The organism is Chitinophaga polysaccharea (assembly GCF_902150045.1).
GTDB lineage: Bacteria > Bacteroidota > Bacteroidia > Chitinophagales > Chitinophagaceae > Chitinophaga > Chitinophaga polysaccharea_A.
The window spans coordinates 721,078-745,231 of record NZ_CABFVU010000003.1; the positions used below are offsets into that span (position 1 = coordinate 721,078).

At 49.1% G+C, this 24,154-nt stretch carries 19 protein-coding genes; 6 read left to right on the forward strand and 13 right to left on the reverse strand.

Going from position 1 to position 24,154, the window contains the following annotated elements; all coding sequences use genetic code 11:
- From FN124_RS23310 to FN124_RS23335, 6 genes are all read left to right on the forward strand, one after another.
- Entirely contained in the window at positions 1-1,200 is a 1,200-nt protein-coding gene (locus tag FN124_RS23310) for a cupin domain-containing protein (protein ID WP_142687177.1), read from the forward strand.
- Between the two features lie 18 nt (positions 1,201-1,218).
- Positions 1,219-2,259 (forward strand): sugar phosphate isomerase/epimerase family protein, encoded by a 1,041-nt coding sequence (locus FN124_RS23315; RefSeq protein WP_142687178.1) that lies wholly within the window; start codon positions 1,219-1,221, stop codon positions 2,257-2,259.
- Between the two features lie 27 nt (positions 2,260-2,286).
- Positions 2,287-3,438 carry a Gfo/Idh/MocA family protein gene (locus FN124_RS23320; RefSeq protein WP_142687179.1) on the forward strand — a complete coding sequence of 384 codons (1,152 nt, stop codon included), beginning with the start codon at positions 2,287-2,289 and terminating at the stop codon, positions 3,436-3,438.
- 78 nt (positions 3,439-3,516) lie between these two features.
- The gene (locus FN124_RS23325; RefSeq protein WP_142687180.1) at positions 3,517-4,308 is read left to right on the forward strand and encodes a 3-keto-disaccharide hydrolase; all 792 of its coding nucleotides are present in this window, start codon (positions 3,517-3,519) and stop codon (positions 4,306-4,308) included.
- Between the two features lie 163 nt (positions 4,309-4,471).
- A complete protein-coding gene (locus FN124_RS23330; protein ID WP_221887877.1) occupies positions 4,472-4,999 on the forward strand; it encodes a 5' nucleotidase, NT5C type in 528 nt (175 codons plus the stop codon).
- 72 nt (positions 5,000-5,071) lie between these two features.
- Positions 5,072-5,620, forward strand: coding sequence for a pyridoxamine 5'-phosphate oxidase family protein (locus tag FN124_RS23335; RefSeq protein WP_142687181.1), 549 nt, complete (start codon positions 5,072-5,074; stop codon positions 5,618-5,620).
- 84 nt (positions 5,621-5,704) lie between these two features.
- On the opposite strand, the gene FN124_RS23340 is transcribed toward FN124_RS23335, so the two are convergent.
- The 13 genes from FN124_RS23340 to FN124_RS23400 all read right to left on the reverse strand — a co-directional run bounded on the left by FN124_RS23340 (position 5,705) and on the right by FN124_RS23400 (position 24,114).
- On the reverse strand, positions 5,705-6,085 hold the full coding sequence (locus tag FN124_RS23340) for a PH domain-containing protein (RefSeq protein WP_142687182.1): 381 nt from the start codon (positions 6,083-6,085) through the stop codon (positions 5,705-5,707).
- Positions 6,086-6,146: 61 nt separating this feature from the next.
- Complete coding sequence (locus FN124_RS23345) at positions 6,147-6,332, reverse strand: hypothetical protein (protein WP_142687183.1); 186 nt, start codon at positions 6,330-6,332, stop codon at positions 6,147-6,149.
- Positions 6,333-6,402: 70 nt separating this feature from the next.
- The gene (locus tag FN124_RS23350) at positions 6,403-7,851 is read right to left on the reverse strand and encodes a sialate O-acetylesterase (protein WP_221887878.1); all 1,449 of its coding nucleotides are present in this window, start codon (positions 7,849-7,851) and stop codon (positions 6,403-6,405) included.
- A complete protein-coding gene (locus FN124_RS23355; RefSeq protein ID WP_185937335.1) occupies positions 7,827-9,674 on the reverse strand; it encodes an alpha-1,3-galactosidase-related protein in 1,848 nt (615 codons plus the stop codon). Before FN124_RS23355 ends, FN124_RS23350 begins: the two co-directional genes overlap by 25 nt.
- Positions 9,675-9,757: 83 nt before the next feature.
- Positions 9,758-10,069 carry a group II intron maturase-specific domain-containing protein gene (locus FN124_RS23360; protein WP_142682845.1) on the reverse strand — a complete coding sequence of 104 codons (312 nt, stop codon included), beginning with the start codon at positions 10,067-10,069 and terminating at the stop codon, positions 9,758-9,760.
- A gap of 449 nt (positions 10,070-10,518) precedes the next feature.
- Positions 10,519-12,057: a RagB/SusD family nutrient uptake outer membrane protein gene (locus FN124_RS23365; protein ID WP_142687184.1), complete on the reverse strand. Its 1,539-nt coding sequence runs from the start codon at positions 12,055-12,057 to the stop codon at positions 10,519-10,521.
- Positions 12,058-12,068: 11 nt separating this feature from the next.
- Complete coding sequence (locus FN124_RS23370) at positions 12,069-15,377, reverse strand: TonB-dependent receptor (RefSeq protein ID WP_185937336.1); 3,309 nt, start codon at positions 15,375-15,377, stop codon at positions 12,069-12,071.
- 200 nt (positions 15,378-15,577) lie between these two features.
- Positions 15,578-16,774 carry a FecR family protein gene (locus FN124_RS23375; RefSeq protein WP_185937337.1) on the reverse strand — a complete coding sequence of 399 codons (1,197 nt, stop codon included), beginning with the start codon at positions 16,772-16,774 and terminating at the stop codon, positions 15,578-15,580.
- 85 nt (positions 16,775-16,859) lie between these two features.
- Positions 16,860-17,453 (reverse strand): RNA polymerase sigma factor, encoded by a 594-nt coding sequence (locus tag FN124_RS23380; RefSeq protein ID WP_185937338.1) that lies wholly within the window; start codon positions 17,451-17,453, stop codon positions 16,860-16,862.
- An 84-nt stretch (positions 17,454-17,537) separates the two neighbouring features.
- Complete coding sequence (locus tag FN124_RS23385; protein ID WP_142687188.1) at positions 17,538-17,939, reverse strand: L-rhamnose mutarotase; 402 nt, start codon at positions 17,937-17,939, stop codon at positions 17,538-17,540.
- Between the two features lie 61 nt (positions 17,940-18,000).
- Entirely contained in the window at positions 18,001-18,609 is a 609-nt protein-coding gene (locus FN124_RS23390) for an RNA polymerase sigma factor (protein ID WP_185937339.1), read from the reverse strand.
- A 129-nt stretch (positions 18,610-18,738) separates the two neighbouring features.
- Positions 18,739-20,340 carry a SusD/RagB family nutrient-binding outer membrane lipoprotein gene (locus FN124_RS23395; protein WP_142687190.1) on the reverse strand — a complete coding sequence of 534 codons (1,602 nt, stop codon included), beginning with the start codon at positions 20,338-20,340 and terminating at the stop codon, positions 18,739-18,741.
- 36 nt (positions 20,341-20,376) lie between these two features.
- Positions 20,377-24,114: a SusC/RagA family TonB-linked outer membrane protein gene (locus FN124_RS23400; protein WP_142687191.1), complete on the reverse strand. Its 3,738-nt coding sequence runs from the start codon at positions 24,112-24,114 to the stop codon at positions 20,377-20,379.
- Positions 24,115-24,154 lie beyond the last annotated feature (40 nt).

Here is a 24,154-nt window from a genome sequence, read left to right on the forward strand (position 1 = left end):
ATGGAAAAAACAAGCTTAGCAGAAAAAGCACTCGAACAGGGACAAGGGATTCTCCGACTGGCACCAAACTGGGTGCCCAGATCTTTTTGCGTGCCAGGTCGGCGGATCAAATTACACCCGGACGATTATTACGTACTGGGAGGCGAAAGAGGCGGCATCGACGAGCGCTGGCTATCTTCCACCACTCCGGCAAAGAACGGCCCTTTAACAGGCGAAAATGAAGGTTTAAGTATGGTGGTTGTCAGTGATGGCAGCGGCACACAGCAGTTTTTACTGAAAGATGCCATCAGCGAATTAAAAGATAAACTGATAGGAAACCGTTTATGGGATACTTACGGCGCCTGGCCTATGTACTCCAAGTTCTTTGATAACATGGGACCACTCCCCCATCATATTCACCATAACGATGAAAAAGCGGCGCTGATTGGCCAGGCCGGAAAACCGGAAGCCTATTACTTTCCGCCGCAGCTGAACAATCATGGTGGTGATTTTCCTTATACGTTCATGGGTATTGCTCCCGGCACCACCTGTGAACAGATAAAGGAATGTTTGATGAACTTTACCAAAGGAGATAACAAGATCACCAACTACTCACAGGCTTACCGCCTGGAACCTGGTACCGGATGGGATGTTCCGCCGGGACTGCTGCATGCGCCGGGCAGCCTGTGCACCTATGAGCCGCAGAAAGCTTCCGATGTATTTGCCATGTACCAGTCGCTCGTAAACGAAGCTATTGTGCCTGAAGTGCTGCTCTGGAACGGCACGCCAAAAGAAAGCATTGGCGATTATGATGCGTTGATGGATGTGATCGACTGGGAACTGAACGTGGATCCCAACCAGTTCCAGAACCGCTTTATGCCGCCAAAGCTGGCTGCTAACGGAGAGGGTTATACGGAGAACTGGGTATGTTATAAATCGGATGCATTCAGTGCCAAAGAGCTGACCATTGCCCCGGGCGCCACGGTAGTGATCAAAGACAGCGCCGCCTATGGCATCATCCTGATGCAGGGCCATGGCAAAATGGGCGTATGGGATATTGATACGCCTGCACTGATCCGCTACGGGCAGTTAACCAACGATGAGTTCTTTATCAGTGAAGCCGCTGCAACTGCCGGGGTAAAAATTGTAAACCACTCTTCCACTGATCCCATTGTAATGCTGAAACATTTTGGTCCGGGTAATCCCGACCTCGTGTTGTAATTATTTAAAAGCAACGTTATGAAAGATAATAACTATCCAAAACTGCACAATGCTACCTGGCCGGGCATTGTGGGCAAAGGAGATGGCTCTGAGCCCATCATCCCGTTTGATACGCTGCTGGAAATGACTGCCAACGCAGCAGTGAACGGCGTTAAATTCGATGGTATAGACATCGGGTTATTTGACCCGCATGTACCTGCGGACAGTTCAGACGATGATCTGAAAAGGCTGGTAGAAAAAGTATCTTCCTACAATCTTGAAATAGGGAGTCTTGTTGCGCCGATCTGGCCTCCCAGCGGGGGCTCTGCTATGGGCAGCAAAGAAGACAGGGCTAAGTTTGTAGAACAGGTGCGGAAAGCATGCCATGTGGGCAAACGGCTCCGCGACCTGGGAATCCGGCCTAACGGCGTAGTCCGCATCGACTCCGCCTGCAGTCCGGAAGATTGGTCCAAAGATCCCGCCGGTAATACAAAACTGATTGCGCAAACCTTCCGTGAAGCCTGCGACGTGGCCGCCGGCTATGGCGAGAAACTGGCAGCAGAAGGTGAGATCTGCTGGGGTGGCATGCATAGCTGGAAAACCATGCTGGATACCCTGGAGGCGGTAGACCGCCCCAATATAGGGTTCCAGGCGGATATGTCGCATACCTTCCTGTACCTGCTGGGGTATAACAGCCCGGAAGACAGGATACTGCCGGCCGATTTTGAGTGGAGCGACCGCGAAACACTGAAAGCGGGCCTGCGCAAACTGACACATGCCCTCCGCCCGTGGATGATCGACTTCCACGTAGCGCAGAACGATGGTACCGTGCATGGCAGCGGCTCCCATGATAAGACCGGCCGCCATTGCCTCGCCACTGATCCCAACGGTAAACTGAATATTGCGGAAGACGCAGGGTTCTGGCTGCGCGACGACAACGGTGCGCTTACCAAAGCAGTGAAGCATATCTGCTGGGATGGTTGCATGTTCCCCAATGCCGTGATGACCCAGCAGAAAACCTGGAACGATATACTCGCTGCCATGGTAGCGGTAAGACAGCAGCACGGCTGGCAGGAATAGTTATTTAATTATTAACCAGTGAAAACTATGACAACAAAGAAAGAACTGAGGATAGGATTAATAGGATGCGGCTTTATGGGCAGAACCCATTCCAACGGGTACCTGCGGGTGAAAAATTTCTTCCCCGGCCTGGCTTACCAGCCGGTGCTGAAAGCCGTATGCTCCCGCACAGAAAGCAAAGCCCGCGCGTTTGCAGCGCAATGGGGATATGAATCTGTAGAAACAGATTGGAAAGCCCTTATTGCACGTGATGATATTGATGCAGTAGACATCTGCACACCTAACGACATGCATGCCGAAATAGCCATTGCTGTAGCTGCGGCAGGCAAAATGATCCTCTGTGAAAAGCCGCTGGCCCGTACGCTCAGGGAATCTGAAGGCATGGTGGCCGCCATTGAAAACGCAGGCGTGCCCAATACCGTATGGTATAACTACCGCAGGCTGCCCGCTGTTACCCTTGCAAAAAAGATCATTGACTCTGGTAAACTGGGACGCATTTTTCATTACCGCGCCAACTTCCTGCAAGACTGGACCATTAACGCCAACCTGCCGCAAGGCGGTGAAGGGCTGTGGAGAATGGATGCAGATGTGGCCGGTTCCGGTGTAGTAGGCGACCTGCTCTCCCACTGCATTGATACCGCGTTATGGCTGAACGGCAGCATCAGCAATGTAACTGCGATGACCGAAACCTTTGTAAAGGAACGTATGCATCAGCTCACCGGCAAAGTGGAAAAAGTAAACATCGATGATGCCTGTTCCTTCCTGTGCCGCTTCAGCAACGGCTCTCTTGGCCTCTTTGAATCAACCCGGTATGCACGCGGACATAAAGCATTATATACATTTGAAATTAATGGGGAGAACGCCTCCATCCGCTGGGACCTGCATGATCTGAACCGGCTGGAATACTTCGATAACGCAGACGCCTCTACGGTGCGGGGATGGCGCTCCATCCATGTAACCGATGGGGATCAGCCGTATATGGATAAGTGGTGGGTACCCGGACTGGGCATCGGCTACGAGCACTCATTTGTACACCAGGCAGCCGACTTCCTCGAAAGCCTGGAAACGGGCAAACCCTGTTCCCCTACTTTTAAGGAAGCACTGGAAACACAGAAGGTATGCCAGGCAGTACTCGATTCAGCTGCCTCCGGTTCCTGGAAAGATACGAATGCAGCATAACTACCGGTAACGTTTACACGCAGTACTCTATCTCCCTGGGATATACGAAAAAATATCAAACACTTTAAAATATCAATTATGCTGAAAAGAACCAGTGCACTGCTTTTCCCGCTGGCCGCAGCCAGCCTGCTGTTCACAACAGGCAGCTGTCAGACAGGCGGCAGTCATGCAGGCAATAGCCCGGCCACCGACAGCACCGGTACCAATAAAGGCTTTGAACAGATCTTTGACGGTAAAACGCTGAACGGCTGGGAAGGTGATTCTGTTCACTGGCGGGCAGAGAATGGTCATATTGTTGGTGAAGTAACACCGGAAACGCTGCTGAAGACCAATACCTTCCTCATCTGGAAAGGTGATCAGCCGGCAGACTTTGAGCTGACCTGCGAATTCAAAATCACCAGTGGTGGAAACAGCGGCATCAACTATCGCAGCGTTATGGTGGAAAATGTGCCGCATGCACTGAAAGGCTACCAGGCGGATATTGATGGCGCTAACCGCTATACCGGTCAGAACTATGAAGAAAGAGGACGCACCACACTCGCCTACCGCGGACAAATTACCACCATCCCACAGGCAACTGATTCCTTAAAAGATGGGGTAAAAAACAATGCCTGGGCTCCTGCTGTGGTTACAGGCTCGCTCGGCAGCTCCGATTCGCTGAAAACACTTATTAAAAGCGAAGACTGGAACAAATGCCGGCTGGTGGTAAAAGGTAATCATCTCCAGCATTACATCAACGGCGTGCTGATGAGCGATGTTACCGATAACGATACTGTGAACGGGAAATCCAAAGGCTTGCTGGGCGTACAGGTGCATGTGGGCCCACCTATGAAGGTGGAATACCGTGATATTATGCTTAAACGGCTTTGATCCTGGTATATACCGATGGCGGCTGCAGTATATCACTGCAGCCGTTTTTTTCGTGGAAACCAGGCACCTTTCTGTATAGCTACTCCCCGCAATAGTATGTTATATAACAACACCTATCTCACTCTCCGATTTTTATTATCTTAGCCCCAAAAAACAGGAAACAATGCAGCTATCGCTCGCCATAGACATGGACGAAACCATTGCCGACCCTATAAAAAAAGCCAGGGCATGGTATTACAGGGACTTCGGCAAAACATTCACTACAGAAGAGCTCCACGGCAAAACATTATCAGATATTCTGCCGGAAGAACATAAAGCAAAGATCAAGGAATACCTGAATACACCAGGCTTTTTCCGCGACCTGGAAATATTTCCCAACGCAGTGGAAGTAATAAAGGAACTGAATAAGAAATACAAATTGTATATCGTTTCCGCCGCCATGGAGTTTCCTACTTCACTGAAAGATAAATACGACTGGCTGCAGGAGCATTTCCCTTTTCTCGACTGGCGGCAATACTGCCTCTGCGGTGATAAATCTATTGTACAAACAGACATTATGATAGATGATCTCATCCGCAACTTTACCAATTTCAAAGGCCGGCCTTTGCTGTATCACGGGCATCATAATGTACATATAGAGGGTTATGAACGGATCATGGATTGGGAAGATGCAGCAAAGAAACTGTTGTAGTGTTACACGGCAGCACCTGTACGCCGTAAATTCGTAACTTCCTCTACGGACCACGCTTAAATGCCGCTTTATATGGGAAAATTTTTTGACGATATTAAACCCGCACACCAGGACTTTATCGCTGCACAGAAACTATTTTTTGTTGCTTCCGCCCCGCTAAATGAGGAGGGCCATGTGAATCTTTCACCGAAAGGGCTCGACAGCTTCAGGGTACTTTCTTCCAACCGGGTAGCCTATCTCGATATTGTTGGAAGCGGGAATGAAACATCGGCGCATCTCCGTGAAAATGGCCGTATTACATTTATGTTCTGTGCTTTCGACGGGCCGCCGAATATTCTCCGTTTATACGGTAAAGGCTATACGGTGTTGCCGGGCGATCCTGAATGGAAGGAATTATCTGCCTTGTTTACCTTACTGCCTGCCACCCGGCAGATCATTGTAGCTGATATTCACAAAGTGCAAACCTCCTGCGGCTTCGGTGTTCCATTGTACGAATACACCGGTGAACGCGATCATGCCGCCAAATGGGCCGAAAAGAAAGGCCCGGAAGGATTGGAAGCCTACAAGGCAGAAAAGAACCGGGTAAGCATGGATGGATTGCCTACGCCGCTGGGGGCGTAACCGCAAGGCTGACGCCGGACAATTAATACAGCAACAAAAAAGCCACCAGTGGTGGCTTTGATATCTTAACACATCAATAAAAAATTAGTTCAGCACATAATGCGCCAGCACTTTCTGCACTTCGTACACATCTACCGATTTGCTGAACTGCTTCTTGATACTGGGCTGTTCCTCGCCTGAGATCCAGATCTTCAGCTCCGCATCCAGTTCAAATGTACCGGCTGTTTCCACGCTGAACCTTGAAATACTTTTGTAGGAAATACTGCGGTATTCTGTTTTACTACCGGTTAATCCCTGCTTATCAATAAGAATAAGCCGTTTATTGGTGAAGATAAAAGTATCCCTGATCAGCTTAAATCCCAGCTCCACCCGTTCCGTATCCAGCAAAAGCTTGCCATAATCCTTTGTTAGCTGCTCCTGGCTAACGGTAGCTGCATTGCCAATAAGGCCTGAAAAAAATCCCATATTAAAATGACGTTTGTTGTGGTGACAGGCTACAAGATATTACAAATATTGTAAATAGCGTTTATGCCTCATCTTTTGTGTTCCTTACGAGGCCAATACCCGATATAAAGAAAATGACGCCTATCACGGCGGCTACCAGCAACTGCCGCCAGTTCATATTCTGCTGGATAAAACCATAGCCGGCATAAATGAGACCTGCTATACCCAGGATAGTCAGGATAGTTCCGAAGAGTCTTTTTACATTCATGGCTTGCGTTGTTTGATCATGAGTCAAACAATATCTGTGCCGTGCAGAAGCTGGTTCAACCGTGGGATGATCACCAATCATCTGTCCGGAAAGACGAAGCGGGCAACCCTGCTGAATTATACAGATCTCCCTTTACCCAGTTCTTAAATCCATACCTTACCGCTACCGGCGCTGCTACTGTATCGCACTGCACCTTTACCTGGTTCCGGTGTACAATAATTGCTGTAGCCGGGTGAAAAATATGATCAGCGCCGGCCACCTCAAATTGCGACAGTGCTTTATTCCCGGAAGTAAGCCCGTGCTTCACAAAATCAAAATAAAGATAGGCTGCCGGTCCTTTGATCTTCATCTTCCTGAAAACAGGCGAATTACAGTCAACCCCTTTTTGATGGTATGTTTTTGCCAGCGCCAGATACGCCAGCCGCTGGCTTACTACTGTTTTATCCGGCGGATGAATATACTTTTCTTCACCTGCATCAAGTATCACGGCCATACCGGCATTAGGAATATCCTGCAAGGCAAGCAGCTGCGATTCCCTTAAAACAGCGGGTAACAGTTTATGATAGGGATCTGCATATCCGTAAGGCGCTATCTGTACATAGTAGAAAGGAAGTGTTCCCCCACCCCACCGTGCTCTCCATTCCTTTACCATGGCGGGCAACAGCCTGCGGTAGAGTAACGGGTGCTCCCTGTTGGATTCTCCCTGGTACCATACAAATCCTTTTACCGTATAATCACATACCGGTAATATCATGGAATTAAAAAGAATGGATGGCGCATGCTCAGGATCCTTTTCGGGATCTTTAATCGTATCCGGCCTGCTGGTAAGCCACACTTCGGGGAAATGTGACAGCGTTTCCTCACTCATCCACGATTGTATTGCAGTTCCACCCCAATAAGTAGCAATGATGCCTACGGGCACTTTTAGCTGCTCCTGCAAAGCGGTTGCATACTGGTATGCCACTGCGCTGAAACCGGGTGCAGTACCTGTATCTGCTGCCTCCCAGCTACCACCGCAATCACTTAAAGGTGCCGGCGATACCACTTTAGGTACCCTGAACACATGTATTTCCGGGTGATGCGCCGCTGCTGCAATAATGGCCGCTGCATTTAGCACCGGCTGTTTCCTGTATCCTTTCAAAGGCATCTCCATATTGGATTGCCCCGAGCATACCCACACTTCTCCGATGAATACATCTTTCACCGTCAGATGCGTTTCACTGCCTGTAAACTCAATGTTATAAGGCCCTCCGGCAGATGGTGTAGCTATAGCAGCTTCCCATTTCCCGGTGCTGTCGGCAACAACTGTATACTTCTTCGTTGTCCACCCCGGCGCAATATTTACCTGGCCTCCTTTCTCCGCCCATCCCCAAATTACGGCCTTTGTGCGTTGCTGCAATACCATATGGTCACTTATCACTGCCGGCAGTGATAAGTGACCGGAATGCAACTGTGCCAGGCTCCCCGGGGAAGAAAAGCACAGCATCAATATGCTTAAAAAACCAATTCTTCCTGGCATTGTATTTCTTTCTTCTCCATAAATTTAAATTCCACATTCTTTCCGGGGAGGTCGGCAGCTACCTTGTTCTTTTCAATACGTACATTCCTGCATCCCGACAGGTAAAAGGCTGCCTTCCGGGTATGATAGGGTTTGTAGTCGTAACTCCTGATAAGATCATTGCCGGTAAACTGCAACCCATTCACCGATTGTGCAAATAATATGGGATAGTCGAACACGTGGAAGCGGTTTCCTTCTATCCGTATATTTTTATGGTACAGCGGCGTATGATCGTTCATGACAGGGATCTCCGGGTAAATGCTGATCACGGCTTCGGTAAACTGGTAGTCGGATGTATTACACGGCGCAAGAAAGGTATTTCCCTTTATCAGCAGATCAGTAACAGCGCCTGATTCATACCAGGAATTCACATCACCCGCTACCAGGATGGCAGAACCGCTGGATGCGAAGCTGTTGTTTTCGATGATCACTTTTTTAGGTGTGGTGACCAGCAGCCCCCTGGCGCGACAGCTTTCAAAAACCGAATGGCGGACAGTAACAGCCGGTGTCCAGCTCATATTTTCCAGGCCATCCTTTTCGTTTACATGTGCCGGTATTTCCCCAGAAAAGGTCAGCTCAAAATCCGTGGTATTGATCTTCCGGAAGGCAGTCACCTTTGCTTTACCGGTGGTTGCCAGTGAATGATGATCTATAAACGTGATATCATCTCCTGCTTCCGCCCATTCCATCCCAACGCTCATAGGCTCCATAAAACGGCATAGCAGCCTGTTTTTAGCCGGTTTGGCGATGATCCGCACATAAGTGCCATGCACATTGATCGGATCGTCCATAAGGCCTCCGAAACGGCAGCTGTCGATCCGGATGTTCCCCCTGCAATTGGAAAAATGCAAACCATCATCATGACCGCTGAAATACCTGTCTTTTTTTGTATTGGGAATTATGGAGATGTTTTTAAAGCTCAGCTCCTCCGTGTACTGCGATAATATCCCCAACCCTGCGCAATGATAGCCTGTCACATTTTCCATGTCGATATGATCGCTGTGCGTAACAAAGATCATGGCATGGTCCCTGGCGTTATGACGCAGTACCAGGATATTGCCGGGCGATGGCTTCCTTTTAAACGGGTATAGCAGGCGTACTACGCCGTTATCCATAACAGTAGCTTTATAGCCCCGCCAGCCCGGTCCCAGGGCGCTGGGGTCATCGCCTGTTCTGTAGGCGATAAGACGGGTGCCTTTCTCATATTCCATCACCCCGGTAATTTTCCCGCTCCAGCCTTCGGCAGCAAACTGCAGCTGCCCGTTTACAATGGTGCAGGGATATTGTGCGGTGTCAATACGTACATCTATATACGAAGCGTTGGTATCCAGCACCGAAGCCTGCGCCGTAAGCGGGTAATCCCAGTCGATGGAAAAATTACGAAGCGTAACATGACTGCTGCGCTCAATCGTAAACGGCTGTATACGGCCATGATACACCAGCTCGGCCCCTGCGCCTTCTATCACCAGCTTCTTAAACCCTTCAATCATAATGGCGTTGAACTTCGGGTTGATGTCTGATGTATTGGATTCATAATACACTTTCTCCACTGCATGTTGAGGCCAGAAGTCGTACCGCCCTGCAGGGAAGAACAACAAGGGGTTTTCCTTTTGACGGCAGGCTTCCAGCGCCGCTTTCATGGCGTTTACCGCATCGGCGCGGCTGTTCGCCCGGGCGCCGAAACTGGTTACGTATACGGTATCGTAGGCAGCGGCTCCCTGCGTGTATTGCCCCAACAACAGCATGGCTGTTAAAATGAATATCCCGTTTAAATATCTATGCATAATCAGTAAGTAAACCCGGGCATCTCAGCCCGAGATTCTGTTAGAACCGTGCGTAACAGTCTCCCGTTACACGGCTCCGGTTATCAAATCGTTGGTTTCGATCCTAAGAGTGCCCAGTGGGCAAAGAGCGTGGGCTGTCGGACGGATATTCCGTGCAACCACCGTATCGCTTTCATTTCACTGGCTCTCAGGTGCTTGTATTTTCGTCTTGCCCGGCGCGCAAGTTTTACATTGACTATGTGCATATAATTCACAAGTGTTGCTTTGTAAAATTTACTGTAGTAATTAATCCAGCCGGTTAATACCGGATTGATCTCTGCCGCTACTTCCTGCAATGTATTCGTCGTTCGTTTCAGCACTTCCCATTTACCCATCTTCTCATTCATCGAGCGCATTCGACCCAATGCTTACTGCCGGTAGCCAGTTGGTAAATGTCCTTGCAGCTTGATATTTTCTCTTAACATGCCGGCGACAGGTTCTCCTGTTCCCGGTAAACGCCTGTGTTAAGATCACGCTGTCTATACGCCGGATGCCACAGCAACAGTAATCAGGTAACTTTGCTGCTTGTCCCAATGACGGTACTGGACATTGGTTTTGACATCTTCTTACCCTTTCGACGCCTCTATCGACAGTTCACAGTGTTCGTCTTCTTAACACACACCTGACATATTTAATATGCCTTTTCCTTTCATGCTCACTACCACAACTCTTAATTGCAGCAGCTGAAGGTGGTTTGAGGGCTGCTCCTGAAAACCGCCCCCGATGGGCCTGCCATCATCATTTACCCAGCATTGAATATCTATGATCAAAGAACTAATTTGATAACAGCATCCATTCAGGACACTCAATACCCCGGATTTTGTACCAGTTTTGGATTCAGATCTATTTCCCCCTGTGGAACAGGCCACAGGTAAAGCGCATCCACAAAGTGGCGCACATCCAGCTGCTGGCCTGTCATCGTTCTGATCACGGCTCCATCCATCAGTTGCCTGGCAATGCCCCAGCGGCGGATATCCGAATAGTAAATGCCTTCAAATGCCAGCTCTATCCTTCTTTCATGACGGATAATATCCCGCATCTGTTCTTTTGTTTTACCTGCAGGTACAGGCGGCATGTCCACACCTTTCCTGGCCCTCACCTGGTTAATGGCGTCATACACTGCTGCAGTGGCGCCGTTTGTTTCGTTCTCCGCTTCTGCATACAGCAGCAACAGGTCGGCATAGCGGAATACGATGTAGTTCAACGGAGAATCGCCCCAGTTAAAGCCGTCTACGGTGAGCACATGTTTCCTTGGCAGGTAACCGATGAAGGTAGATTTTGCGCCGCCTACTTTGATATTATCGTATGGAATTCCCTTCCATACGGAACCGGGGCGGATAATGGTATAATCCAGCCGCGGGTCCCTGTCTTTAAACGGGTTGGCAGGATCATAACCGGAAGTGGGATCTGTGATCATCTTCCCGTTCTTCATCTCATAACTGTTCACCAGATCCTGCGTGGGGTATGCCTGATCCCAGCCTTTCCCGAAAGAGCTTTGGGGGCCCATAAATCCATCGAGCGGACTACCTTCTCCCAAACCCGGACCGGCATACTGCACATCAAATATCACTTCCGCATTATTTTCCGCAGCCACATCGGTGAACATGGCTTCATAGTTATCATACAGTTTGTACTGGCCCTTGTCGATCAGCTGTTTGGCTACAGCCGCTACCTGCTGGTACCGCTTTGCCAGCAGCAGCGCTTTGACTTTGAGCATCATTGCAGCGCCAAGTGTAGCCCTTCCGGTGTTGGCTTTATCATATACAGCTGGCAGGGCTTTGGCGGCTTCATCGCATTGTGCTTCTACAAAATCCAGCACTTCATCACGGGTATTCCTGCCGGGAAGATCGGCGCCAAGTTGCAGGGTATGTTCAATAAGCGGCACGCCCCCGTAATAATCGGCGAGGTTGTAATAAAACAATGCGCGTAAGAACTGCGCCTCTGCCAGCAGCCGGGCCTTCAGGGTTTCATCCATTTTTATGCCCGGTACTTTTTCCAGCGCCAGGTTGGCTTTGTAGATACCGTTATACAGCTGCACCCATTTATCATTTACAGGAGTGATAAGTGTAGGCAGCAGGTTGCCTTTGGAAATACCTCCGTAACCTTCCAGGTAATCGCTCCAGATCCAGGCGTTGGGCGTCATACCATCTGTCATAGGGTTATAGCCATAGATCTGGTAGTTATGCTGCATCTGCTCATAAATAGCGGTGATGCCGGAAAGCGCGTCTGCATCGGATTTCCAGAAGTTGGTATCGGACAACTGGTCTGATGGCTTGGAATTCAGGAAGTCTTTTGTGCATCCTGCCAGCAGGATGATATATAGTGCAAGCGTTATTTTCTTCATGGTACACAAGTTTAGAATGAGGCATTTATTCCCAGTGAGAAAGTGCGCACATTCGGATTTTCAATCTGGTAATCGGTGTAATTCCCTGTTTCGGGATCCAGTCCGTTGTACTTTGTCCAGGTGAACGGGTTCTGTGCATCCGCATACACCTGTATGCCTGAAATGAATGTTTTCTTCAGCCAGCCTGCGGGGAAACTGTAAGAGAGCTGCATATTTTTTACTCTCAGGAAAGAACCGTTCTGTACCCAGAAAGAGGAGGCCTGCGTATTATCGCTGTTACTGTCTGTAGTAAGCCGTGGTATATCGCTGTTGGGATTTTCGGCGGACCATGCGTTGAGGAAATAAGAATTGATTTCCCTGCCATAGCGTACAGCGCTGGTATACCAGAGGTTCTGGTAATATCGTTTTACGCCGCCTATGCCCTGGAATAAAACGGACAGGGAAATGCCTTTGTATCCGGCCTGCAGGCTAAGCCCGTAGGTGTATTCAGGTATTACGCTGCCCAGGTAGGTACGGTCGCCTCCATTGATAACGCCGTCCTGTTTTATATCTGCATATTTAAGATCGCCCGGCTTATTGGAACCCGACAGTTTTTGTTTGGCCCAGTTATCAATATCGTGCTGGTTTTTGAAAGTGCCTTCTGCCTGGTAGCCATACAATGCACCAATGGGCAGTCCCTGTTTGATGATAGAATTATTGCCGATGCTTTGTATTACATCAGGATTGCCCTGGTAGCGCAATACGTTATTGGTATTATGGCTCAGGTTACCGCTGATGGAATACTGGAAATTGCCCACGCTGTTCTTATAACCGAGCGCCACTTCCCATCCCCTGTTCTGTACTACTGCCACATTCTGGTAAGGCGGTGTAAGCGCGCCGTATAAAGACGATAATGGCAGCTGCACCAGGATGTTGCTGGTACGGCGGTTGTACCAGTCGAACGTAACATCAAAATGTTCCCTGAACAGGGTAATGTCTGCGCCAACATCTGTAGTGGCAGTGCTTTCCCAGGTGATATCAGGATTAGGCAGGGCTTTGGGCGCCAGTCCGGCCGACAGGCTATTACCGAAAATATAGTTCTGTCCTGCTGCATACAATCCCATATACTGGTACAGTCCAATATTCTGGTTACCCAGTTTTCCCCATGATCCGCGGATCTTGATATCATCTACAAAAGAAATATCTGCATTGCGGAAAAAGTTCTCTTTGCTCAGTCGCCACGCGCCTGAAAAAGAAGGGAACACACCCCAGCGGTTACCACTGGCGAAGCGCGATGATCCGTCGTAACGGAGGTTGGCTTCCAGCAGGTATTTTTCCTTGTAGCTGTAGTTCACGCGCCCGAAGTAAGACGACAACGTGGAGGAAGAAGAGGTACCGCTTACAATGGGTTGTGAAAGGCCGGCGCTCAGTTCCCAGGTATCATTGGAGGGGAAGCCCTGCACGCTGCCGGCAAACCAGGCATTCCTGTTTATTTCCCTGCTGGCGCCTGCCAGCGCGGTGATATGATGATCCTGCCCAAAAGTTTTATCATAATTAAGGGTGGTGTAGAAAGTGAGTCCCAGGCTGTTATCATTTCTCTGGTAAAGCGTGGAAGGAACCGAAGCATTGCTCACCGTTACTTCATCTTTCTGGAAATTCCAGAGATTCTGTACAGCGCCGGAATACTTGTATTGTTTGCCTTCCTTGTTATAAACCTCTGCACTTCCGTTTACCTGCCATTTAAGGTCTTTCATGATTTCCCATTCGCCATATAACTTGGCGAAAGAGTACTGCCCTACCTGCGGGTAAAACCAGGTATCCATGTATTGCTGCGGGTTTATGGCGTTGGGGCTTTCATCGTCTGTATTCCTGCCCCCGTAGCGGGTTACACCGTCTTTGGTCATAGTAGGCGTTACACCGGGCACTGAGTTGGCGCTGTAATACAACAGGGTGGTTACATCAAAAGGCTCGTTCACCTTGTTCCAGTAAGAAGTGAGGATAGCGCCTATCTTTACCTTATCGCTTATTTTATGATCCATATTTAAGCGCAGGGAATATTTGGTATTGTCTGTAGACTCCATGATACCTTTGTTATAGAGATATCCCATGGAGAGATAGTAATCCGTTTTTTCATTGCCCCCGCTAACAGAAAGGTTATGGCGGGTGATGATCCCCTGTTTGAAGATGACGTCCATCCAGTTGGTATTTGGAAATAGCACCGGGTCTTTGGCATTCTTCCAGGCTTCTATGGTAGCTGGTTTGAAGAGATCCGTATTATCGGGGTTATCCGCTTTCTGGATGCGGTTCATCAGCTGCATATAAGTAACATAATCTGTTACCGGTTCAAAGAGATGTGTGGCTCTTTGCACGCCGGCAGACCCGTTGTAATTGATCACTGTTTTTCCTTTCTTCCCTCTTTTAGTGGTAACGAGAATAACCCCGTTGGCGGCGCGGGAGCCATAAATGGCTGCGGAAGCGGCATCTTTCAGGATGGAGATACTGGCCACATCGTTTGGGTTCAGGTTATTCAATGATCCTACGATACCATCGATGAGCACCAGCGGATCTGAATTGTTGAGCGTGCCTACTCCACGGATGCGCAGCACTGCGCCATCTCGGCCCGGTTGTCCGGAGGTCTGCGATACAGAGATGCCCGATGCGGCGCCGGACAAGGCCTGGGATACATCGGTAATGGCGCGGTTCTGCATCTGCTGGTCGTAGTTAATGGAAGACACTGAACCCGAAAGATCCTCTTTGCGTTGCGTACCATATCCTACTACTATCACTTCATTCAAACCGGTATTGGAAGGTGAAAGGGCCACATTCACCGTTGTTTGCCCCGCCAGTGATATTTCTTTCTTTATATAACCCAGGTAAGAAAATACCAGCACGGCATTGTCCGGTACGCTCAGGCTATAGTGGCCTTTTTCATCCGTTGCTATACCGGTGGAAGTGCCTTTTACCTGGATGCTTACGCCAGGCAGTGGCTTTCCTGTAACGGCGTCTGTAACGGTCCCGGTTACACTGACTGCAACAGGCAATATGGGGGCCTTTGGTTTTACGATAATTATTTTTTCCAGGATGGAATAATCCAGCGGCTGGCGCGCGAAGCAGATGTCCAGCACATCACGGAGCGTTGCGTTCTTTACATCCAGTGTTACAGGTACAACGTGTTGCAGGTCTTCGTTGGTGTAAATAAAATTATAGCCGGTCTGGTTCCTGATCTCGGTAAAGATCTCTTTTAATGATACCTCTTTACCGGAGATGGTCACCTTTTGTGCACGGGCTGTGGCACATACCTGCAGACATGCGGCGAGCAATACTATAGCGGTGAGTTGCATAACCTTTGCAGTTGTGGAAATGAGATGGCACAGGACTCCTCTGCCTTTGAAATAAGCATTCAAATACATACATTTGATTTGGGATAAAAGATTACGGTTACCAGAAAGAATTGTTTTCTTTTGCCTACTGACCGGGAGCACTAGGCCGCTTCCGGTTTTTTTGGCGCTTGTTACAGTCAGGTGTTCATAACTAACATGTTTTAAGGTGTGACAATTATTTTTCCATTGTTCATTGTAAAGTGCACCCCGCCTGTTTTCTGTAATACTTCAAGAACGGTTGATACATTCACATCACGTGGAATGGAGCCGGTAAAATGACGTTGGATATCACCCCGGATCTCCACTTCTATATTGTATTCTCTTGACAATTGCCGCATTACGGTATGGATATCATCCTGCTCAAACCAGAAGAGGCGGTTTTTCCAGGCCATTACTGCAGGTATATCTGCTTTCTTTATCAACCGGATATTTCCCTGTTGCCCCAGCTGTGCCTGTTCCCCCGGTTTCAGCAGCATGGTGGTATTGCCCCCGGCCACGCTTACAGCGCCTTCCAGCAACGTAGTATTGATGGTCCTTTCTTCTTTATAGGCCATGATATTGAAGTGAGTGCCAAGCACGGTAACGCGCATGCTATCCACCACCACCACGAAAGGTTTCTCTGCATTTATGGTTGTTTCAAAATAGGCCTCCCCGGTTAATGTCACCTGCCTGCTGGCCCCCGTGAACGATGCCGGGAAACGCAATGCAGAGGAGGCATTCAGCCATACCTTTGTACCATCCGACAATGTTACCTGGTATTGTACGCCTTTGGGCGTAATGATGGAATTATACAATGGTTCCGCAGAAGTCCCTGCGGTGGAGGTATATACAAGATTGCCCGCAGCTGATTTGATCACCTGTGTTTGTCCCTGTTGGGCAAGCAACCCGTTGGCGGTACTATCCAACGTAACAGCTGCGCCGTTTGCCAGGATCAGGATGGCCTTATTCCCTCCTGCCGCGGTATCATTCACAGGCGTATGTGCGGCTACGTTAACCACCGGCATTGCGGTATGTGAATGGGAATACCAGCGCCAAACGCCTCCTGCCAGCAGCAGCAATGCCACTGCTGCCGCCACGCGGTAAGGCAGCCACCTGCGCACCGCTTTTTCAGGAGCTGGTACCGGTGGTGTGATCCGTGTGCTTACCGCATCAATTACCTCCCTGTGCATGGCATACAATGATTCCTCTTCCGGGTGGTCTTCCATTACCGCCTGGCCTATTATCCCGGAAAACAGTTCCCGGTATTCATCTTTTTCCGCATACTCCATCAACAGGCGGATCTCCTCTTCACTGCAACGGTTCTCCAGGAACCTGGCAAATAATTCTTTTAAAAAAGATGCATCGGGATCTTGGTTCATACAACTAATACGAACGAACGAAGGGGTACATTTACCCGGAAGAAAATTTTTTTTACCGGCTTCCGCCATAAAAAGAAGGGAATGCTTAACGCAGGATCAGGTAAGCCAGCAGGATACCGGCAACATCCCTGCTGGCCATCAGCTTCTTTTGTATGGCGCTGGTGGCTTTTACGATCTGGCTGTTGACCGTAGCGGGCGAAATGCCCAACAGCTGGCTCACTTCTTTATAGGTGCGGTTTTCCAGCTTGCAAAGTGTAAATATGATCTTACGCTGGGGAGGAAGATCATCGATGGCTTCCTGTATCAGATGCCTGGTTTCTTTTTCGTGCAGCCATTCTTCTGTATGCAGGTAGTATTCCTGCGCTGCGCTGAGCAGCTTATCCATCAACAGCTTATCCCGCTTCACTTTCCGGTAAAAGTCGATCACCAGGTTATTGGCGGTGGCAAACAGGTAGGAACGGAAAGATTTTTCCGGGTCAATGGTGCTGTGGCGGAGCCAGATGTTTACAAATACCTGTTGCAACAGTTCCTGCGCCAGGTCGGCCGACTTTACCAGTTTCAATAAATTGCTGTAGATACGCGGACTATAATGATAATAGAGGGCATGAAATGCCTTTTCATCTCCCGCGGCAACACCGGCAAGGAGCTCTTTTTCATTGTATAACTGAACGAATGACAAACGTACCGCTTTGATTACAGGGTATAAATTTAATCAAAAACCGGTACGGGGTGTATTAATTTTGTGGTTCAGCAAAAACGGGTTTTACTCCACGTGAAAAACTTCTTCCATGCCCGACCAGGTATCCCCTTTGGCCGCAGCATCCGGCAAAGGCAGCTGGCAGGGCGCTGTTACTTTCCACCATTGTTGGGTAATACTGTCTTTCTTCATCTTCTCCATATCCCTTTTAAAATCTTTCCCGGTATATTCAAAATAACTGAACAGGTACCAGCGGTCATCAATTTTTTTCAGGTAGATGGAATAGTTATGGATATTACAGGCTTCAATCGTTTTCAGGACTCCCGGCCATACTTTGGCATGTAATGATTTATACTCGTCTATTTTCTCCGGCCGCAGGCCGGTAACCATTCCGTAACGGCTGCCCTGATGCGGCGCATCTTTACAGGAAAACAGCAACAGCAATAACAACAGGTGATAGCGTTTCATAATCGTGGTTTGAGCAACGAAGTTAGCGGGCAGGTGGCAATGTTATCCTTATTTCCTTGACTTATTTCAGCACAATATTGACCAGTACCCACATCAGCACGGCGGGAAAGAGGTGGCCCGACAGCTCCAGCTGCTTCCGGATAAAATGCAGTGATCTTACCAGTGAGTTTTTAACCGTGCTGGGAGAAACAGACAGCTCACTTGCGATCTCCGGTATCTTAAGGCCTTTCTCCCTGCTCAGCAGGTAAATGCGCTTTGCCTGGGGTGGCAACTGGGCTACCGCGGCGCCTACCTGTTTCATCATGGCATTGTATACCATCGTTTCTTCGGTAGTGGTGACCGGCCCTTCAGACGTATAATCTGAAGTAATGGCATCAATGGCTTTGTGATGCACCACCTGTTTGCGCAGCCAGGAAAAGGAAAGGTGAAAAGCGATCCGCAGCAACCAGGAACGGGGCACGTCTATTTCAGGCAGCTTATCGCGGCTGATCCACAGGCGGAGAAATGTTTCCTGGATAATATCATCTGTAACAGCGGTGGTTTTGGTAAGATGTAGTATAAGTGGGCGCAGTTGCGGAACATACCGGCGGAAAAGCATCCGGAAAGCGGTTTCATCGCCTTCCGAAATCAGCCGGAATAGTTCTTTATCGTTATATAACTGCGCATGCATAGAGAGTGGCCCCCTGCTAATGTAGCAAAATTTAATTGCGAATTGATATTTTCCTGCAGGCGGTACCATAAAGAAGCCCCGGGGAGATGACATCCCCGGGGCTGTTATTATTCATCTAAATTCACAGTATTATTTCATCCACCAAACCTTCACGGTGTTGGAATTACCACCCATCTGGTCGGACTGGGTCTTATAATTTACAGTGTTATTCACTGATTCCTGTTCCGGGTACTGCAACCTGTTGAAGTTCACGTAAGTGGCGGGATTGCCATCGCGCGGCGTGCGGCCGGTTCTTCTCCATAAATTGTAAGCCAGCCAGGGCTGACGGAAAAATGATAACCACTCCTGTGCATAGATCTTATCCAGCTTCTGTTCATCCGTACCGGTGAAGGCCACTTTCGGGTTGGCGAGGAAAGCCGTCATCTGCGCAGGCGTTGGGCTTGCAGGAGCTACTGTTGACCATGCATCGTTGGTAACATTGGTAGTGTGCGCAATGAAATACCAGAAGTTTACCGCGGAAGTAATACCCGCTGTGTACTCTGTACCTGCTGTAGCCATGTTCTTAGCTACGCCAAGACCACGGGCATATGCCTCTGCCTTCAGGAAATGTACTTCAGCAGCTGTCATAAATAATTCAGGCTGGTAATAAATATCCCTTACGATGTAATAATTGAACGGGGAAAATTTGCAGTTGTCTTTATTGGCAAAATCCGCATCCCTTTTATCCTGGTAAGGATTGGTATTATCGCTTGCGGTACTGCCCGGCTGTAATGGCGCCCACTGGCCTGCCTGGTTGGTTTCAAAGAACAGTACGGCCCGGGGATCAAAGATCTGCGCGGTACTGGTGCCATCTGCCATCATGTTCCAGCAGGTAGTGCTCAGGCGCACAAATTTATGCGAGGTGAAAGACCAGAAGCGGCTGTCGTTAAGCACATAGCCACCCAGTTTGCCAGGCCACATACCGGCATCTTCCCCTTCTCCTATCAGCGGAATACCGCTCAGGGCGTATTGCAGGTAAGGCGTGGCGGTAGCCGCATCTTTCTCTACTATCTGCATGGCATAACGCAGCAGCAGCGAGTTGCCAAACTTCTGCCACATGGCTATGTTGTTGGCAAACAGTGTTTCGGAAGCGCCCAGCGACTGATACGGCTGTCCGCCCGGTGTTGTGGCTGCGGTGGTAAGATGCTGTGATGCCCATTTCAGCTGTTCCAGCAAACTTTTGTAAATGCTTTCCTGGGAATCGTATTTCGGCCGGTAATTGGTAGTGTTATAAGTATAGGCCAGTCCTGCCTGTGAATAGGGAATATCCCCGAACTGGTCGGTAATACGCAGCGTTTTATAAGCGCGTAAAATGTAGGTGATGGACTGTATATTATCCATTTCCGCTTTGTCGCCGGTATAGGCGTTGATCTTGTCCTGGATCTGGTTCAGGTTCTGCAGGGCGGCATAGTAATCGTTCCAGATGTCCAGCGCACCATTCTGTACCAGGTAACCGGAGCTGCCGCTGATAGTGGCCAGCTGGGTAACCGGGTAGTAATATTCATTGTGAATGGCGGCCTGCTCCTGCCCTTTCAGGAACAGCGTGCTGATCACCCCGTTTACCATTGGCGGTATGGAGGTGCTGGTAGGTAATCCCGGCGTGGTATTGATCTCCTGGAAATCTTTGGTACACGCGCCAAGTGTTAGGGAAATACCGGTTATATAGAGAAATATTTTCTTTGCGTTCTTCATGTTTGCACGTTTTAATCGGTGAGATGATCTGTTTCTTTAAAAAGAAACCCTTACCTGGAAACCTAAGGAGCGGAAGCTCGGCATAGACATAAACTCCAGCCCCTGGGCGTTGCCTGCACCGTTTACACCTTCAGGATTGATATGGTCCGGCAAAGAAGTGTAAAGGTAGAAGAGATCCCTTCCTACCAGCGAGAGGGAAGCTGCCTGGAATACTTTTGTTTTCCTGATAAAGCTTTGCGGTACCTGGTAGTTCACAGAGATCTCTCTCATCTTCACCCAGGTATTTTCAAGCACTGCACCTCTGTTGATCCAGTCGCTTCCTTTCAGTCCCCCGCCAAGATCGGTACTGCTCCATACACCGTAAGGCATGTATTTATAATAGTAATGCACTACATTATCATTTACTTTTCCATCAGGGAACACACCGGGCAATATTACGCCCCAGTTGGTTTTTGTACCATCAGGTGTAGTATACGGTAAGCCGCCGCCATTCCTTTCTTTCAGTGTTTCCGGCGCCTGGCCCTGTTGCATGATAGTGGCATAGGTACCGGACCAGATGTCGCCGCCGATCTTTGCATCAATGAGGGTGCTTACAGAAATACCGCCTTTGAACCTGAAGGTATTGGTGATACCGCCGGTTAATTTAGGCGTGGCATTACCCAGTGGCACCAGGCCATCTGTTGCCTGGTACATGGTTCCATTCATGGCTGCATTGCCATAAGGATTTTGTACCATCAGGGGTAAGCCGGTTTTTGGATCATAGATATAATCATGACCGTAAATGGTGCCGAACTGGTCGCCCACCCTTGCTGAAATCACCGGGCCGTGAGCGCCTCCATCATTCCAGGCGCTGGCCATATCTACACGGTCGGTACCGTCAGACAATGACAACAGTTTATTATTACTGTGTGCCAGGTTAAGTGCTACATCCCATCCAAAATCTTTCCGGTCAATTACCTTGGCACGCAGGATCAGTTCCAGCCCTGAATTTTCCAGCACGCCGGTATTTACCACAATGCTGCTCACACCGGAGCTCATAGGCAGTGGAGAACTGAGGATCTGGTTCCTGGATTTTCCCTTGTAATACCTGAAATCAGCATTCAGGCGGTTATTGAGAAAACCGAGCACCAGGCCGAAATCGGCGGTGGTATTAATAGCAGGTTTAAAGTCGTGCGCAGGCAGGGAGCCGGGCAACATAGTAGCGGCCTGACCTGCAAATGTGATACTGGAATAATTGTAGTTGATCTGGTAAGGCGCAGGGTCTACTGCAGCCTGTGCCCAAGCTACCCTTACTTTGCCAAAGCTGAGGATAGCCGGGTCTGTCTTCAGCAGGTCTGAAAACACAAAGCTACCGGCAAAAGACGGGAAGAAATAAGACCATTGTCCTTTTGGCAGGGCAGATGACCAGTCGTTACGACCCGTTACATCCAGGTAAAGAAAATCCTTGTACGAAAGGTTGATGAAGCTGTAAACGGAATTCATCTTTTTACGCAGCTGGCTTTCCGTTACCGGATGCGGGTTACCGAGGTAGGTACCGGAGTTCAGTGAGTATACGTTTGGAATAGCCCAGTTATCATTATAGTTGAACATGCCGTACATATCACGCTGGTAAATAGTTCCACCCAATGAGAACTTTGCATTAAGTACGCCGTTCAGCAGTTTGTCTTTATGCAGGGTTCCGATGAAGTCCATATTGGAAGCATTATCCCGCTCAGTGCCATGACCATAGTACCCTTTGGTGATGCCTATCACATCAGTGGGCCTGTTCTTGATGGTCATCTCATTGGTATTATTATCCAGGCCTCCCCGGAAAATAAAATCCAGGAAATCGGTGGCTTCATAGTTCAGTTGTACGCCTGCCAGTAATTTACGCCTGTTCTGGTCTGTATTATTCTCAAAGATGTTCCATACGGTATAACCGCCGTTTCCTACCCATGGGAAACCGGACAGGGTATTTTGTGAGCCGTCCTGGTTTTTGTAGATGCCGATATCTTCGCCACGATAGTTCCTGCCTGCATTGTATACCAGGCGCTTCATCCAGGAATTGGCATCGTCGTTACCCAGCTGCGGCGGATTGTGATAGTTATTAACCACATAGGAAGAAGTGAGCTGCACATTTACCCTTTTCGTCAGCTTCATATTGGCGCCGAGGTTAAAGGTATTGCGGTAGTAATCACTGTTGGGTAATACCGCGGTATTGTCGAGCCGGGAAAAGGAAGCCCGGATAGAGCCCCATTCGTTACCGCCGGAAAGGGATACGTTATGTGTTGACTGTGTACCGTTGCGGAACAGCAGTTTGATATTGTCGGGCTGGGGCACATCTGCCTTCTGGGTACCATCCCACCAGGTGATCATTTTGCCATCCATTTTCGGGCCCCAGGAAACGCCGGAACCCGGCCATCCCACCTGGTTGTAGGTATTTACCCCGTAAGGGCCGGAACCGGTTTTAGGATCCACATACATACCGTTCCAGTTTTCAGTGAGCTTTGGGTTGCCGTTGGCATCGGTAAGGTATTCCGGTGCATTTAACGATACCATACCGCCTGCGCCGTATTCGTTCTGTAATTCCAGGAAACGGTAGGGATCAATATTTTTGTACCCATATGTATAATCCACTCCCAGGCCGGTGCTTTTGGTTCCCTTTTTGGTAGTGATCAGGATTACGCCATTGGCGCCTTTACCACCGTACAAAGCAGCGGCGGTAGGGCCTTTCAGCACACTGATACTTTCAATATCCTCTGGGTTGATCATGTTGATAGGGCTACCAAAATCCTTTGGGGAGCTGGTGTTGGAAGCATCCGCGTTGTTACCCGCATACATGGCGCTACCGGTGGGCGCATTGCGCACATCGTAAGGCCTTGCAAGGTCATTGGCCATAGGCATACCATCTACGATGATCAGGGGCTGGTTATCGCCCTGGATGGTGTTGTTTCCACCAATTACGATACGGGTGGTACCGCCATCCACACCATTGGGGCTGGTAACATTTACACCGGCCATCTTTCCTGCCAGCGCGTTTACAATGTTGGGAGCATTAGACCTGGCCACTTCTCCTCCTTTCACTTCTTCCTGGGAGTAGCCCAGTGTTCTTACATTTCTTTTGATGCCCAATGCCGTGATGGCTACTGCATCCAGCGAAGTGGCCGAAGCAGCCATTACTATATTGATCACGGAATTGGCGCCTACTGTTACGCGTTGCTGTGCAAAACCAATAGATGAAAAGATCAGTACATCCCCTTCTTTTGCTTCCAGTTCAAAATGCCCGTCTACGTTCGTTACCGTTCCTTTGTTGGTACCGGCCACCATGATATTCACCCCCGGCAATGCAGCGCCATCGCTGGATTTCACGGTTCCGCTGATCTTCTGGAAAAGCACATTCAACCCTTCTATATTCATGCCGGCCTCGTTGCTTTTCTCTTTCTTCAATACTATCTGTTCGTTGATCACTTCAAACGTGATGTGCAGGGGATTGAGCAAACGTGGTAAAAGCTCTCCCAGTTGCTCATCGCTGGCTTTCAGCGCCACACGCTGCCTGGTGGGCAATGTGCTGTTGTTGTAGGTAAAGTTCACGGCGGTTTTTTCCGTGATGGCCCGGAGGATATTACGCAGGTCTGTAGGCGGCATATTTAATGACACCTTTTTGCTCAGTACCTCCTGGGCATGCACATTCCGGCCGAAAGTGCAGGTGATCAGGCAGAGCAGAAAACCTATTTGTAGCAAAGTAACCCTCATAAAAAATATGACAGTCCGGTTGGAGTTTGCAATTTTGTGCATAACTTCAAGTGTTTTGTTGTGATTAATGAAAACGTTAGTG

What these genes read in the sequence shown, in the direction of transcription:
- FN124_RS23310 (WP_142687177.1), top strand. Translation starts at nt 1, where the DNA reads ATGGAAAAAACAAGCTTAGCAGAAAAAGCACTCGAACAGGGACAAGGG.
- FN124_RS23355 (WP_185937335.1), bottom strand. Translation starts at nt 9,674, where the DNA reads ATGCATAGATATTTAAACGGGATATTCATTTTAACAGCCATGCTGTTG.
- FN124_RS23330 (WP_221887877.1), top strand. Translation starts at nt 4,472, where the DNA reads ATGCAGCTATCGCTCGCCATAGACATGGACGAAACCATTGCCGACCCT.
- FN124_RS23315 (WP_142687178.1), top strand. Translation starts at nt 1,219, where the DNA reads ATGAAAGATAATAACTATCCAAAACTGCACAATGCTACCTGGCCGGGC.
- FN124_RS23340 (WP_142687182.1), bottom strand. Translation starts at nt 6,085, where the DNA reads ATGGGATTTTTTTCAGGCCTTATTGGCAATGCAGCTACCGTTAGCCAG.
- FN124_RS23395 (WP_142687190.1), bottom strand. Translation starts at nt 20,340, where the DNA reads ATGAAGAACGCAAAGAAAATATTTCTCTATATAACCGGTATTTCCCTA.
- FN124_RS23350 (WP_221887878.1), bottom strand. Translation starts at nt 7,851, where the DNA reads ATGCCAGGAAGAATTGGTTTTTTAAGCATATTGATGCTGTGCTTTTCT.
- FN124_RS23360 (WP_142682845.1), bottom strand. Translation starts at nt 10,069, where the DNA reads ATGCGCTCGATGAATGAGAAGATGGGTAAATGGGAAGTGCTGAAACGA.
- FN124_RS23385 (WP_142687188.1), bottom strand. Translation starts at nt 17,939, where the DNA reads ATGAAACGCTATCACCTGTTGTTATTGCTGTTGCTGTTTTCCTGTAAA.
- FN124_RS23400 (WP_142687191.1), bottom strand. Translation starts at nt 24,114, where the DNA reads ATGCACAAAATTGCAAACTCCAACCGGACTGTCATATTTTTTATGAGG.
- FN124_RS23335 (WP_142687181.1), top strand. Translation starts at nt 5,072, where the DNA reads ATGGGAAAATTTTTTGACGATATTAAACCCGCACACCAGGACTTTATC.
- FN124_RS23365 (WP_142687184.1), bottom strand. Translation starts at nt 12,057, where the DNA reads ATGAAGAAAATAACGCTTGCACTATATATCATCCTGCTGGCAGGATGC.
- FN124_RS23325 (WP_142687180.1), top strand. Translation starts at nt 3,517, where the DNA reads ATGCTGAAAAGAACCAGTGCACTGCTTTTCCCGCTGGCCGCAGCCAGC.
- FN124_RS23345 (WP_142687183.1), bottom strand. Translation starts at nt 6,332, where the DNA reads ATGAATGTAAAAAGACTCTTCGGAACTATCCTGACTATCCTGGGTATA.
- FN124_RS23320 (WP_142687179.1), top strand. Translation starts at nt 2,287, where the DNA reads ATGACAACAAAGAAAGAACTGAGGATAGGATTAATAGGATGCGGCTTT.
- FN124_RS23375 (WP_185937337.1), bottom strand. Translation starts at nt 16,774, where the DNA reads ATGAACCAAGATCCCGATGCATCTTTTTTAAAAGAATTATTTGCCAGG.
- FN124_RS23370 (WP_185937336.1), bottom strand. Translation starts at nt 15,377, where the DNA reads ATGCAACTCACCGCTATAGTATTGCTCGCCGCATGTCTGCAGGTATGT.
- FN124_RS23390 (WP_185937339.1), bottom strand. Translation starts at nt 18,609, where the DNA reads ATGCATGCGCAGTTATATAACGATAAAGAACTATTCCGGCTGATTTCG.